This is a genomic window from Streptomyces sp. IMTB 2501 (assembly GCF_001953885.1).
GTDB lineage: Bacteria > Actinomycetota > Actinomycetes > Streptomycetales > Streptomycetaceae > Streptomyces.
Genome location: NZ_MQUS01000005.1, coordinates 54286 through 66693 on the forward strand (window position 1 = coordinate 54286; position 12408 = coordinate 66693).

Sequence of the window (12408 nt, forward strand, 5' to 3'; positions counted from 1 at the left end):
GCGGAGACGGACCGTGGCCGCTCAGCTCACGCAGCCGCAGGACGTGCGCACCACCAGCCGGGACGGGAACGTCTTCAGCCGCTCCCGGCGCGACCCCGGCACCCGCAGCCCGTCGTCCAGGACCAGGTCGACCGCCGCCCGGGCCATCGCCGAGCGGTCCGAGGCGACCGTGGTCAGCGGCGGGTCGGCGAGCGCCGCCTCCTTGATGTCGTCGAAGCCGGCCACCGCCAGCTCGCCGGGCACGTCGAGGCGCAGCTCGCGCGCGGCCCGCAGCAGGCCGATCGCCTGGTCGTCGGTGGAGCAGAAGATCGCCGGCGGGCGGTGCGGCCCGGAGAGGATGTCGAGGGCGACGCGATAGGCGTCGTAGCGGTTGTACGGGGCCTCGAACAGCCGGCCCTCGGTGGACAGCCCGGCCTCGGCCATGGCCCGCTTCCAGCCCTCGACGTGGTCGGAGACCGGGTCGCCGACGGCCGGTGTCTCCGCCGTACCGCCCATACAGGCGACGTACTCGTAGCCGTGCTCCAGCAGATGGCGTACGGCGAGCTGGGCGCCGCCCAGGTCGTCCGTGACGACGGCGACGTCGTCGATGGCCTCGGGCCGCTCGTGCAGCAGCACCACCCGGGCGTCCCAGGCGTCGATCTCGGCGGCGGCCAGATCGTTCAGGGCGTGGGAGACGAGGATGAGCCCGGAGACGCGCATGCCGAGGAAGGCGCGCAGATAGTGGACCTCGCGTTCACCGATGTAGTCGGTGTTGCCGACCAGGACCATCTTTCCGCGCTCGGAGGCGGCCTGTTCGACCGCGTGCGCCATCTCGCCGAAGAAGGGCTGGCGGGCGTCCGGGATGATCAGGCCTATGAGGTCGGTGCGGCGCGAGGCCATCGCCTGGGCGACCCGGTCGGGGCGGTACCCCAGTTCCTTGATCGCCGCGAGGACACGCTCGCGCGTGGCCGGGGCGACCGGCCGGGGTCCGTTGTTGATGACATAACTGACGACGGCGGTGGAGGTCCCAGCCAGCCGTGCCACATCATCCCGAGTCACCTTGGCCACGCGCGGAGTCTACGCGGATGGACCCGCTCTGGGCAGGGCGTATCAGTGCTTGGATGTGCGGAAGCAATGCCCCGCCCGAGCCCATTCCATGCATGCGCTAGGCGTCTGCGTGGATCTCCTCGTCGCTCGGCACGGCGGAGGCGTCCGCATCTTCCGCCTTTGCCCGGTCCGCCCTGGCCTTGGCCTCCTCGCCGGACCGGTCGGTCTTGTCGCCGGACCGGTCGGCCTTCTCGGGCGTAACGAATCGATAACCGACGTTCCGTACGGTGCCGATCAGCGATTCGTGCTCCGGGCCGAGCTTGGCGCGCAGCCGCCGTACGTGCACGTCGACCGTCCGGGTGCCGCCGAAGTAGTCGTAGCCCCACACCTCCTGCAGCAGCTGGGCGCGGGTGAAGACCCGGCCCGGGTGCTGGGCGAGGTACTTCAGCAGCTCGAACTCCTTGAAGGTCAGGTCGAGGACCCGCCCCTTGAGTTTCGCGCTGTACGTCGCCTCGTCCACGGACAGGTCGCCGTTGCGGATCTCCATCGGGGAGTCGTCGTTGACGATCTGCTGCCGGCCCATGGCCAGCCGCAGCCGCGCCTCCACCTCCGCCGGTCCGGCGGTGTCGAGGAGCACGTCGTCGATGCCCCAGTCGGCGGTGACGGCGGCGAGACCGCCCTCGGTGACGACGAGGATCAGCGGACAGCCGGGCCCGGTGGAGCGCAGCAGCTGGCACAGGCTGCGCACCTGTGGCAGGTCGCGGCGGCCGTCGACGAGGATGACGTCGGCACCCGGGGTGTCGACGAGGGCGGGGCCCTCCGCCGGGGCGACCCGCACGTTGTGCAGGAGCAGGCCGAGGGCGGGGAGCACCTCCGTAGACGGCTGGAGGGCGTTGGTCAGGAGCAGCAGAGAACTCATACGTCTGGTTCCTCCTCGGTCCCTGCGAGGACTGTGCGGACGGGCACTGCTCTGCGATCCCGAAGGCCCCGTACACACCCACGGTCACCTGAGGTTTCCCGCTTCGTATACAACGCTTCCGAAAGCACAAAAGGACCCGGGGGCTTCGCTGCCCGAGTCCTCTGCCCAGCAGAATAGCCCACATGAGGAACCGTCCGGCAGGTCAAGTGGCGCATTCCACCGTTCGTCCGAATCCCGAGACAGGCAGACAGGCCCCTATCCGGACGTTTCTGCGCACCACCGACGGGGTTCCGATCGATTTCGTATACGACCCGGGCACCTTCGTATACGAAACACTCCCGGACGTCGGCCGTTCACCCACCCGTGGTCTCGTGTTCGTCGTCGCGCATGGCTTCACCGGGGACGTGGACCGTCCGCATGTACGACGGGTGGCGGGCGTGCTGCGCCGTTACGGCGCGGTCGTCACCTTCTCCTTCCGTGGCCACGGGCGCTCCGGCGGCCGGTCCACGGTCGGCGACAAGGAGGTCCTGGACCTCGCGGCCGCCGTCGAGTGGGCCCGCGGCCGCGGCCACGCGCGCGTGGCGACCGTCGGTTTCTCCATGGGCGGCTCGGTGGTCCTGCGCCACGCGGCCCTGCGCCCCGGCACGACGGACGCGGTGGTCTCGGTCAGCGCCCCCGCCCGCTGGTACTACCGGGGCACGGCCCCCATGCGCCGGCTGCACTGGCTGGTCACCCGCCCCGAGGGCCGCCTGGTCGGCCGCTACGGCCTGCGCACCCGTATCCACCACCGCGACTGGGACCCGGTACCGCTGTCTCCGGTGCAGGCGGTCCCCGGGATCGCCCCCGCTCCCCTGCTGATCGTGCACGGCGACCGCGACGGCTACTTCCCCCTCGACCACCCCCGGATGCTCGCCGAGGCGGCCGGTGACCACGGGGAACTGTGGGTGGAGCCCGGCATGGGCCACGCGGAGCACGCGGCGGACGACGCGCTGCTCGCCCGGATCGCGGACTGGGCTGTGGCCCGGTCGGGCTAGCCTGACACCATCTGTTCTCTGTCTTTGAAGTCTTTTGATGTCCCTTGCCGCCGATTGAGGAACGAGATGCCCCAGGTCACGGTGCGCTACTGGGCCGCCGCGAAGGCCGCGGCCCAGGTCGCCGAGGAGCCGTACGACGCGGACACGCTCGCCGACGCGCTGGCCGCCGTACGCGCGCGACACCCCGGTGAACTCACGCGCGTGCTGCAGCGATGCTCCTTCCTGATCGACGGTGACCCCGTCGGGACCCGCGCGCATGAGACGGTACGGCTGGCCGAGGGCGGCACGGTCGAGGTGCTCCCGCCGTTCGCAGGAGGGTGAGGCGATGAGCGACCAGCCGTATCAGGGCGGTCAGCCCTATCAGGGCAACCCGTACGAGGGCTACGAGGGCTACGAGGGTTACGACCCCTATCAGCAGCATCAGCACCAGCAGCAGTGGCCCCAGCAGGACCAGTACCCCGGACACGGGCAGCAACAGCCCGGCTACGACCCCCAGCTCACCCAGCACTGGCAGGGGCAGACCTGGGACTCACAGACGCACGCGTCGATGCAGACGCCCGCGCAGGCGTCGGAGACGGCGTATCTGCCGCCGCAGCAGTACGAGGGGCAGTACCACCAACAGCAGCAGCCGTACGCGGGCCCGTACACATCGGCTCCCCAGCCCCAGCCGGTGGCTCAGCCCCAGCCCCAGCCGCAGCCCGCTACACGTGCACCGGCACCGGCACCGGAGGCCGTACCGGAGCCCGAGCCGGACTACGGACCCGCCACGCTCGCCGGCAACACCCGGGTCACCGATGCCCAGCGGGCGCGCCTGGAAGGCCGTTCGCCGATCATCGAGCCCGGCATGCAGCCGGCGCTGCTGACCGCGGCGCTGGGCCTGCTGCTGGCGGTGACGGCGCCGGTCGCCTCGTACGCGCTGGTCGTGCCGCTGGTGGTGCTCCAGGCGGTGACGGCGGCGGGCTGGTTCCGGCTGAACGGCATGTGGCCGGCCCGGCAGGGCATCGCGCTGGCGTTCGCGGGCGGGCTCGCCGCCGACGTGGCCGTTCTGGCCGCGGGCCGCGACAACGCGCCCGCCGCGATCCTCGGCCCCCTCGGCGTCTGGGTCCTGCTGTCCCTGGTCCTGCAGCTGCGTTCGCACGCCTCGCCGGACGAGCGGATGTACGGCCTGATGGCGACCGTCGTCTCGGCGGCGCTGTCGGTACTGGCCACCGGGTATCTGGGCGCCGGCCCGCACGCGGTGTCCGTGGGCGCGGCGGCGGTGGCCGTGGCGATCGTGGCGAAGGCCCTGCCGCTGCCCGGGCCGGCCTCGATCGTGGTGTCGCTGCTGGCCGCCGCGGGCGCGGGGATCGCAGTGGGCGATGTGACGGGGCTGGGCCCGAAGGGTGCGGCCCTGGGCGTGGCGGCGGGCGTCTGCGCCCTGATCGGCCACCGGGTCGCCAGCTACGACTACCCGTCCCGCTTCGTCCACTTCACCGCCGGCGTGGCCCTGCCGCTGTCGGCGGCGGCCCCGGCGGTGTGGGTACTGGGGCGCGCCCTGGGCTAGGGCCTGTCGTCAAACTCCGTTCCCTACTGCCTTGAGGGCGTCGGAGATGCCCCCAGCCCGGCGGCGTCCGGCGCGCGCATCTGCCGCGTTGCCGTCGGTCGCCGACGCTCGGCTTCGCTCGCGCGGGGGCACTCCCGTCGCCGCCGCGGGGCCCGCCCTCCGGGCGGACGACGGGAGTTCGACGACAGGGCCCAGGCGCCTTGGGCATGGAGGGAAGCCGAAGGGCCGTACCCCCACCTGGCGTCCAACCCCAGGGGTACGGCCCTTCGGCCCGTCACTGCTGAACCACTAGATGGCGATGGCAACCTCGGCCAGGCCACCCTGCTGGGCGACGACCGTGCGGTCGGCAGTCGCACCCGGCACCAGCGCCCGCAGGGTCCACGTGCCCTCGGCCGCGTAGAACCGGAACTGACCGGTCGCCGAGGTCGGAACCTCCGCGGTGAACTCGCCGGTCGAGTCGAGCAGACGCACGTAGCCCGTCACCGGCTCGCCGTCGCGGGTCACCTGACCCTGGATCGTGGTCTCACCGGGCTTGATCGTCGAGGCGTCCGGACCGCCGGCCTTCGCTCCACACATGCTGTTTCTCCTGATGAAGTGGGGTGTCTTAGTTGCCGGCGCCGAGCTCGATCGGCACGCCGACGAGGGAGCCGTACTCGGTCCAGGAACCGTCGTAGTTCTTCACGTTCTCGACGCCGAGCAGCTCGTGCAGCACGAACCAGGTCAGGGCCGAGCGCTCACCGATGCGGCAGTAGGCGATCGTGTCCTTGGCGAGGTCCACGTCCTCCTCGGCGTAGAGGGCCTTCAGGTCCTCGTCCGACTTGAACGTGCCGTCGTCGTTGGCGTTCTTCGACCACGGGATGTTCTTCGCGCTCGGGACGTGCCCCGGACGCTGCGACTGCTCCTGCGGCAGGTGTGCCGGGGCGAGCAGCTTGCCGGAGAACTCGTCGGGCGAGCGCACGTCGACCAGGTTGTGCGAGCCGATCGCGGCGACGACGTCGTCACGGAAGGCGCGGATGGCGGTGTTCTGCGGCTTGGCCTTGTAGGTGGTCTCGGCGCGCTCCGGGACCTCCTCGACCAGCTCGCGGGCGTCCAGTTCCCACTTCTTGCGGCCGCCGTCGAGAAGCTTGACGCTGTCGTGGCCGTAGAGCTTGAAGTACCAGTAGGCGTACGACGCGAACCAGTTGTTGTTGCCGCCGTAGAGGATCACCAGGGTGTCGTTGGCGATGCCCTTCGCCGACAGGAGCTTCTCGAAGCCGGCCTGGTCGATGAAGTCGCGGCGGACCGGGTCCTGCAGGTCCTTGGTCCAGTCGATACGGATCGCGTTCCTGATGTGGTTCTTCTCGTAGGCGGACGTGTCTTCGTCCACCTCCACGATCGCGATGTTGGGGTTGTCCAGGTTCTCCTGGACCCAGTCGGCGTCGACGAGGACGTCGCTGCGGCTCATGCTCTTTCTCCTCCGGGGCAGTTGCGGCAGGGCGTGCGAGTAGAGAGGGGTGTGCGCGCGGACGGCGCACGGGTGCCCTTCCAGCAGGGCAGGGGGTGAGATGCGGAAGTCGCGGACTTTCGCTCAGAAGGGGCGACAGAGCATGGCGGCAACGCGGCACAGGTCCACTGCCCGCCGCTTCGTGAGATCCGCCTGTCGCTTCATGGGCTCGATCGTAGGGACGTCCGGGCGGGCGTGTCACCGGTGTGTCACATGACGAGACACGATCGTCCGTATAGCGGGATGAGAAAAGCGCCCGGCGGCCGTCGCGCGACCTGCCGAGCGCTCTTACGGGTCTTGTATCTACGTTACGGACGACGCTGTCTCGCCAGTCGGACAATCGCCGTCCACAGCCGCTGCTTCCACCCGGTTACCCGGTACCGGTTACCCCGCCAGCTTGACGTCGGAACCCTTCACCGTGATCTCCACACCATTCGCCGCGGCCTGCACCTTGTCCAGCTTGATGCCGCCGGGCAGCTGGTCGACGGCCTGCTGGAAGTCGGTGATCTCGCGGATGCGGCTGTCGGCGATCGCGGCGGCACCGAGCCTGGGCAGCGAGTCGGCGTGGACCTGCACCTTGTCGTTCTCGACGGTCACCGAGCTGAGCACCGGCACCGTGTGCTTGATCCCCAGGGCGGCGATGGTGCCCTCGATCATGACCTTGATCTTGCCGTTGCCGCCGTCGGAGAGGCCGACGATCCGGGCCGTGATCCCGGGGGCGACCTCGGTCGGCTGGGACTTGGCGGTCTTCATCAGCTCGGAGTACGAGATCGTCGCGCTGCCGGTGGCGCTGTCCGCGGTGGCCGAGCTGTAGTTCCCGGAGAAGGAGACGCCCTTCATGTCGGCCTTCAGGTCGTCGATCCGGATCGTCTTCCCGGCGGTCCCGGTCGCGGCCTCGTAGTCCTTGATCCCGACCTCGACGTCGTCGAGCGACCCGCCCGCGACCTGGGTGAGGAAGGGGAACCCCTTGATGTTCACATCCGGCGTCGACGCGAGGTTCTGCGTCGACTTCAGCTTGTCGGCCGCCTCCCCCTCGGCGAAGTGCACGGCGACCCGGTCCGCGATCACGAACAGCCCGCCCAGGATCACGACGAGGATCAGGAGTATTCGCAGGGCGCGCATGTGGTGTTTCCCCCCGGGGCGGAGACTGGTGTGGCTACGTCACGGTAACTCCGCGGGACGGGCGGGGGCGGTGATTGTGGATCAGTTGTGACAGGGAACTCCGGACCTACCCTGGTCTTATGTACGCGCGGCGGCGGCACATCTACTTCGCCATGATGGGGACCTGCATCGGGCTCTTCGTCCTGGCCTGGGGAGTTGTACGCATCTGGTCGGTCCCGGCGGCCGTCGGCATGTGCCTGGTGGCCATGCTGATCCCGCCCGTCGCCGCGATGGTCGCGAACCGGCGGGGCCCGGAGGACCGCTGGTGGGACGACCCCTCCGGCGATCCCCAGTCCGACGAGTGGTGGGACGAACTGGACGGCAAGAAGCGCCCGCGTCAGTAGACGAGCGCCTGCGTCCCGTCCGCCAGTGCCTCCTGTACGAAGACCTGGGCGCCCGCGATCCGTACGCCCTCGATGACGTCCTTCTCGGTGATCTCCCGCCGGGCCGCGCACTGCGTGCACAGCGTGATCCGCCCGGCGGAGAGGATCGACTCGATCAGATCCGGCAGCGGTGCGGCGTGCGGCAGCTCGAACTCCGCCGCCCGCCCCGGCAGCGCGAACCAGGACGACTCCCCGGTCAGCCACAGGGACACCTCGACACCGCTGGCCACGGCCACCGCCGCCACGGTGAAGGCCTGCGAGCAACGCTCGGGCGCATCGGCGCCGGCCGTCACCTTGATCACGAGCTTCTTGGTCATAAAGGCAGCGTAGCCGCGGCGACGACGGTGACGATCAGCGTGGCGAGACACAACACGGTGAGCGCGCCGCTGACGACGGCCCCGTCGACCCTGCGCCGCGGGCGCTGTCTCTGCCGGGCCTGCTCGGCGAAATACGGGTGGAAGGGCGGCAGCGCGTACGCGGGCTGGACGAATTCCCGATCCCGAGGCGTACGCCCCATTGCCTGCCGCCGCTTGCACTCCTCATACGGCAGCCCCGTCATGCCTGATGCTCCTTCCGCTGGTGCTGGCGCAGCAGGACGTTCGCGTCGGTCTCGGCGCTGCGGTCGTACTCGGCGCGGGCGGTCTGCCTGCGCCCGGCAAGCTCCGCGCAGGCCGGGCAGCCGGGGATCGGCCGGGGCGGGCGACTTAGGTCCTCGGGGTCCGGCGGAGCGCTCGCACCGGCCGCGCGGGTGTGCCGGTTCGTCGCCCGCACCTCGGCGCTCAGCCGCTCCCCACGCGTGGCGGGGCGCAGCGAGGCCGGGTCGGCCTGCCACTCCCTGCCGCCGCCGACGGGGCGCAGCATCGCGTACGGGCCTGACTTGTCCCGGTACTCGCCGACCTGGCTGGTCGCCGGGTCGTAGAGGAGGGATCCGGGTTCGAGGGGCTCCGACTTCGTTGTCATCGGGGTCAGCTCCTTTCCATGAACACCTGTGCGCAGAGCGAGCGTTGGACTACGCTGCGTGTTCGTGTGCTTCGAGCATGGCGCATGGAAGGGGCGTTTGGGCTGTTGAGAGGCCCAACTTCAACACCAGGCCCTTCAAATTCCACAAATTCCACAGCCGGGGAGCGCGATGCCGCAGCGAAGGGTGGTCACGGGACGCAGCCAGGAGCCGAGGGTGCGGTTCACCGAGGAGTTGCGGCTCCTGCGGACCGAGCGGGGCTTAAGCCTGCGGAAGCTGGCTGAGGAAGTCGGCTGGGACGCCTCGCAGTTCGGGAAGATGGAGAGCGGGCGGACGCTGGGCAGCCCCGAGGTCGTACAGGCGCTGGACCAGCACTACGGGACGCCGGGGTTGCTGTTGGCGATGTGGGAGCTGGCGGCGGCGGATCCGACGCAGTTCAGGGAGCAGTACCGGCGGTACATGCTGCTGGAGGCGGAGGCGATCAGTCTGTGGCACTACGCCGTGAGCGCACCGCCGGGCCTGCTCCAGACGGCCGGGTACGCACGCGAGGCGCTTGCCGTGGGTTGGATCAAGGGCCCTGAACTGGAGCAACAGGTCGAGGCACGCGTGGGGCGACGGCAGCTGCTGGAGGGCGACGACCCACCGCTGTTCCGCGTCATCCTCTCCGAGGCCGTGCTGCGTACGTCGCTGCGCGACGAGAAGGCGTGGCGGGATCAGTTGGAGAACCTGGTGGAGGCCGCTGAGCGCCCGAACATCACCCTCCAGGTGCTGCCGTTCAGTGCTGGCCCCCACGGCTTGATGAACACCGCCGTGATGTTCCTGCGGCTACCGGGCGGTCGGACGGTCGCCTATTCCGAAAACGACCTGCGCGGTGAACTCGTCGAAGAAGACACCTCAGTTGAGCTGCTACAGCGTAGGTACGATGCGATGCGTGACCTGGCGCTGTCACCGGCCGAGTCGCGCAAGTTCATCCTGCGGATGTTGGAGGAAATGCCGTGCGAGCCATAAAACTGAGCGGCGTGACCTGGCGCAAGAGCAGCTACAGCAACACGAGCGGCGGCGAGTGCGTCGAGGTCGCCGACAACCTCCCCCTCGTCCCCGTCCGGGACAGCAAGGACACCACCCGCACCCCCCTCCTCTTCGGCGCGGGCGCCTGGTCCGCATTTGTCGAGGGAGTCAAGCGGGGGTGACCAGGGGCTCAGCCGAAGACTCTGGCATTCAGCGGGGTGCCCACCAGGTCTGTGACGTCTGACAGGGCCGCAGAACGATCGGTGCCGGGATTGGGGGCGTGTTCCACGTAGCCGGTGTTCTGGGCGTGGGCAGTAGTCGACGTGACCGCCAGCAACAGACCGGCAGCTACCCCCGTCGCCATCGTTCGCAGCACCTTGAGCATGCTCTTCTCTCCGATCTCGGGGTCGAACCTGGATCAAGGTTCGGTGCCGGCCGGACCCGGGGCGAGCCGGGCGGGCCGAATGGCGGTGCGGCCCCGAGGCGGGCGGCCGGGCCCCTGGTCGGCCCACCTCGTCAAGAGAGCCCGCCCCCGGCCGCGTAAGCTGGGCCCCGGCTCTGTCGTATGCCCGCCCTCGCTCAAGGAGCACCCGTGGAAGCATTCTTCGAAACCCTGCTGGTCCTGGTCTGCGTCGGTGTGCTCGCCTTCGCCGGGCTGACCGTGAAGAAGCTGTACCAGGGCCAGCGCTGACCCATACCTAGGAAAGCTTTCCTCTCATGATCGAGATCCCGTCCGACCTGCACAAGGACCTCGTCCCGCTCGCCTTCTTGCTCGGCAACTGGGCCGGTGCGGGCGTGCATGACTTCCCCGGCTCGGAGAAGTGCAACTTCGGGCAGGAGGTCAGCTTCACCCACGACGGCCGGGACTTCCTGGAGTACCACTCGCACACCTGGGTGCTGGACAAGGACGGCAACAAGCTCCGCGCGCTGGAGTCGGAGTCCGGCTTCTGGCGGATCGACGCCGACCGCAAGGTCGAGGTGACGATGACCCGCGACGACGGTGTCATCGAGATCTGGTACGGCGAGATGGCCGACAAGAAGCCGCAGATCGACCTGGTCACGGACGCGGTCGCGCGGACGGCCGCCTCGCAGCCGTACAACGGGGGCAAGCGGCTCTACGGGTATGTGAAGAGCGACCTGATGTGGGTCGGCGAGAAGCAGACCCCCGAGGTCGAGCTGCGTCCCTACATGTCGGCCCACCTGAAGAAGGTCGTCACCCCGGAGGACGTCGAGCGCTGGGCCAAGGCCCTGCCCGACGACATGCCGGACGACGGCATCGCCTTCTTCAAGTAGGCACCCTCCCGGCATCGTCCGGACGCCGTCGGCGCTGGGCACGAAGCTCGGCGACATCGACGGATCGGCCGTGCAGAACCTCACCGGAGGGTGGGTGGGCCGGGCGATGCCGTGAGCGGCCCGACGGACCTAGACTTTCCGGTGTGGTGAGCACCGACTGGAAGAGCGACCTCAGACAGCGCGGCTACCGGCTGACGCCGCAGCGCCAGCTTGTCCTCGAAGCCGTGGACACCCTTGAGCACGCGACGCCCGACGACATCCTCGTGGAGGTGCGGAAGACGGCGTCGGGGGTCAACATCTCCACGGTCTACCGGACCCTTGAGCTGCTGGAGGAGCTGGGCCTGGTCAGCCACGCCCACCTCGGGCACGGTGCGCCGACGTACCACCTCGCCGACCGCCACCACCATCTGCACCTGGTGTGCCGCGACTGCGAGAACGTGATCGAGGCCGATGTGGAGGTCGCCGCCGAGTTCACGGCGAAGCTCCGCGCACAGTTCGGCTTCGACACCGACATGAAGCACTTCGCGATCTTCGGCCGGTGCAAGGACTGTTCGCTGAAGAGTTCAACTACCACGTCGTAGGGTGGCTGTATGAAGAGCCCCTTGCTGTCCCTGCCCGGCGCCGTTCCCGCCGAGGGTGTGGACGAAGGTGTCGCCGCCCACTACGGCGACCTGTTCCGCGAGCAGCGCGCCCTCGCCGACGGCACCGGTTTCGTCGACCTCTCCCACCGGGGAGTCGTCACCGTCTCCGGCGAGGACCGGCTGAGCTGGCTGCATCTGCTGCTCACCCAGCACGTCAGCGAGCTGCCGGCCGGCGAGGCCACCGAGGCGCTGATCCTGTCCGCCCACGGGCACATCGAGCACGCGCTGTACCTGGTGGACGACGGGACGACCGTCTGGGCGCACGTGGAGCCCGGTACGCAGGGCGCGCTGATCGCGTACCTGGAGTCGATGAAGTTCTTCTACCGGGTGGAGGTCGCCGACCGGACCGCCGACTTCGCCGTCGTCCATCTGCCCGCCGGTTCGATCGCCGAGGTGCCCGAGGGCGTCGTGGTCCGCGAGACGGCGTACGGCCGTGATCTGTTCCTGCCGCGCGAGGACCTGGAGTCCTTCGCGGCCACGCACGGGCCGGCCGCGGGTCTCCTCGCCCACGAGGCGCTCCGCGTCGAGCAGCACCGGCCCCGGCTCGGCTTCGAGACCGACCACCGGACCATCCCGCACGAGCTGGGCTGGATCGGTACGGCGGTGCATCTGCAGAAGGGCTGCTACCGGGGTCAGGAGACGGTCGCCCGGGTCCAGAACCTGGGCAAGCCCCCGCGCCGGCTGGTCTTCCTCCACCTGGACGGCAGCGACGTCCACCTCCCGGTCCCCGGCACGGAGATCCGCGTCGCGGACGAGGGGCCGGACGGCCGCAAGATCGGCTTCGTGACGACGTCGGTACGACACCATGAGCTGGGGCCGGTGGCTCTGGCACTGGTCAAGCGGAATGTGCCGCTCGATGCGAGGCTCCTCGCCGGAGAGACTGCGGCGGCGCAGGAGGTCGTGGTCGAGCCGTAGCTCTGCGAGGCGGTGCCGTCGGGGGCGCGGGCCGTCGCCTGACT

Annotated in this window: 19 protein-coding genes; 9 read left to right on the forward strand and 10 right to left on the reverse strand. The window is 69.7% G+C overall.

The features are described from left to right. Positions 1 to 21: 21 nt before the first annotated feature. Positions 22 to 1047 (reverse strand): LacI family DNA-binding transcriptional regulator, encoded by a 1026-nt coding sequence (locus AV521_RS10575; RefSeq protein ID WP_076086912.1) that lies wholly within the window; start codon positions 1045 to 1047, stop codon positions 22 to 24. 97 nt (positions 1048 to 1144) lie between these two features. Then, positions 1145 to 1945, reverse strand: a complete 801-nt coding sequence (locus AV521_RS10580) for a response regulator transcription factor (RefSeq protein ID WP_076086915.1) — start codon at positions 1943 to 1945, stop codon at positions 1145 to 1147. A 182-nt stretch (positions 1946 to 2127) separates the two neighbouring features. Between AV521_RS10580 and AV521_RS10585 the strand changes: the two genes are divergently transcribed. The 3 genes from AV521_RS10585 to AV521_RS10595 all read left to right on the forward strand — a co-directional run bounded on the left by AV521_RS10585 (position 2128) and on the right by AV521_RS10595 (position 4522). After that, entirely contained in the window at positions 2128 to 2979 is an 852-nt protein-coding gene (locus tag AV521_RS10585) for a S9 family peptidase (protein ID WP_107480868.1), read from the forward strand. 66 nt (positions 2980 to 3045) lie between these two features. Further along, entirely contained in the window at positions 3046 to 3300 is a 255-nt protein-coding gene (locus AV521_RS10590) for a MoaD/ThiS family protein (RefSeq protein WP_023549185.1), read from the forward strand. A gap of 4 nt (positions 3301 to 3304) precedes the next feature. Further along, positions 3305 to 4522, forward strand: a complete 1218-nt coding sequence (locus AV521_RS10595) for a hypothetical protein (protein WP_076086921.1) — start codon at positions 3305 to 3307, stop codon at positions 4520 to 4522. Positions 4523 to 4810: 288 nt separating this feature from the next. Here the strand turns inward: AV521_RS10595 and AV521_RS10600 are convergent, their stop codons facing one another. From AV521_RS10600 to AV521_RS10615, 4 genes are all read right to left on the reverse strand, one after another. Then, positions 4811 to 5098 (reverse strand): DUF1416 domain-containing protein, encoded by a 288-nt coding sequence (locus AV521_RS10600; RefSeq protein WP_076086924.1) that lies wholly within the window; start codon positions 5096 to 5098, stop codon positions 4811 to 4813. A 28-nt stretch (positions 5099 to 5126) separates the two neighbouring features. Beyond that, positions 5127 to 5966: a sulfurtransferase gene (locus AV521_RS10605; protein ID WP_076086927.1), complete on the reverse strand. Its 840-nt coding sequence runs from the start codon at positions 5964 to 5966 to the stop codon at positions 5127 to 5129. Between the two features lie 123 nt (positions 5967 to 6089). Then, on the reverse strand, positions 6090 to 6170 hold the full coding sequence (locus AV521_RS52635; RefSeq protein ID WP_350751515.1) for an Ms5788A family Cys-rich leader peptide: 81 nt from the start codon (positions 6168 to 6170) through the stop codon (positions 6090 to 6092). Between the two features lie 219 nt (positions 6171 to 6389). Further along, complete coding sequence (locus tag AV521_RS10615) at positions 6390 to 7127, reverse strand: DUF2993 domain-containing protein (RefSeq protein WP_076086930.1); 738 nt, start codon at positions 7125 to 7127, stop codon at positions 6390 to 6392. A gap of 119 nt (positions 7128 to 7246) precedes the next feature. On the opposite strand from AV521_RS10615, the gene AV521_RS10620 reads away from it, so the two are divergent. After that, a complete protein-coding gene (locus AV521_RS10620; protein ID WP_076086933.1) occupies positions 7247 to 7510 on the forward strand; it encodes a DUF3099 domain-containing protein in 264 nt (87 codons plus the stop codon). On the opposite strand, the gene AV521_RS10625 is transcribed toward AV521_RS10620, so the two are convergent. From AV521_RS10625 to AV521_RS10635, 3 genes are read right to left on the reverse strand one after another with little or no spacing between them, the layout of a single operon-like run. Then, entirely contained in the window at positions 7504 to 7866 is a 363-nt protein-coding gene (locus AV521_RS10625) for a DsrE family protein (RefSeq protein WP_076086936.1), read from the reverse strand. The two genes, AV521_RS10620 and AV521_RS10625, sit on opposite strands and share 7 nt — an antisense overlap. Then, entirely contained in the window at positions 7863 to 8108 is a 246-nt protein-coding gene (locus AV521_RS10630; protein ID WP_076086939.1) for a hypothetical protein, read from the reverse strand. Before AV521_RS10630 ends, AV521_RS10625 begins: the two co-directional genes overlap by 4 nt. Beyond that, a complete protein-coding gene (locus AV521_RS10635) occupies positions 8105 to 8509 on the reverse strand; it encodes a hypothetical protein (RefSeq protein ID WP_076086942.1) in 405 nt (134 codons plus the stop codon). The genes AV521_RS10630 and AV521_RS10635 overlap by 4 nt, the downstream gene beginning before the upstream one ends. A gap of 169 nt (positions 8510 to 8678) precedes the next feature. Here AV521_RS10635 and AV521_RS10640 point away from each other — a divergent pair, with 169 nt between their 5' ends. After that, on the forward strand, positions 8679 to 9515 hold the full coding sequence (locus AV521_RS10640) for a helix-turn-helix transcriptional regulator (protein ID WP_076086945.1): 837 nt from the start codon (positions 8679 to 8681) through the stop codon (positions 9513 to 9515). A gap of 11 nt (positions 9516 to 9526) precedes the next feature. Further along, a complete protein-coding gene (locus tag AV521_RS10645; protein ID WP_305965156.1) occupies positions 9527 to 9697 on the forward strand; it encodes a DUF397 domain-containing protein in 171 nt (56 codons plus the stop codon). A gap of 8 nt (positions 9698 to 9705) precedes the next feature. Here AV521_RS10645 and AV521_RS48615 read toward each other — a convergent pair whose 3' ends face one another. After that, positions 9706 to 9900 carry a hypothetical protein gene (locus tag AV521_RS48615; RefSeq protein ID WP_143658591.1) on the reverse strand — a complete coding sequence of 65 codons (195 nt, stop codon included), beginning with the start codon at positions 9898 to 9900 and terminating at the stop codon, positions 9706 to 9708. Positions 9901 to 10232: 332 nt separating this feature from the next. On the opposite strand from AV521_RS48615, the gene AV521_RS10650 reads away from it, so the two are divergent. The 3 genes from AV521_RS10650 to AV521_RS10660 all read left to right on the forward strand — a co-directional run bounded on the left by AV521_RS10650 (position 10233) and on the right by AV521_RS10660 (position 12364). After that, complete coding sequence (locus AV521_RS10650) at positions 10233 to 10808, forward strand: FABP family protein (RefSeq protein WP_076086951.1); 576 nt, start codon at positions 10233 to 10235, stop codon at positions 10806 to 10808. 143 nt (positions 10809 to 10951) lie between these two features. Beyond that, positions 10952 to 11389 carry a Fur family transcriptional regulator gene (locus AV521_RS10655; protein WP_076086954.1) on the forward strand — a complete coding sequence of 146 codons (438 nt, stop codon included), beginning with the start codon at positions 10952 to 10954 and terminating at the stop codon, positions 11387 to 11389. Between the two features lie 9 nt (positions 11390 to 11398). Continuing rightward, complete coding sequence (locus AV521_RS10660; RefSeq protein ID WP_076086957.1) at positions 11399 to 12364, forward strand: folate-binding protein YgfZ; 966 nt, start codon at positions 11399 to 11401, stop codon at positions 12362 to 12364. Positions 12365 to 12408: the final 44 nt, after the last annotated feature.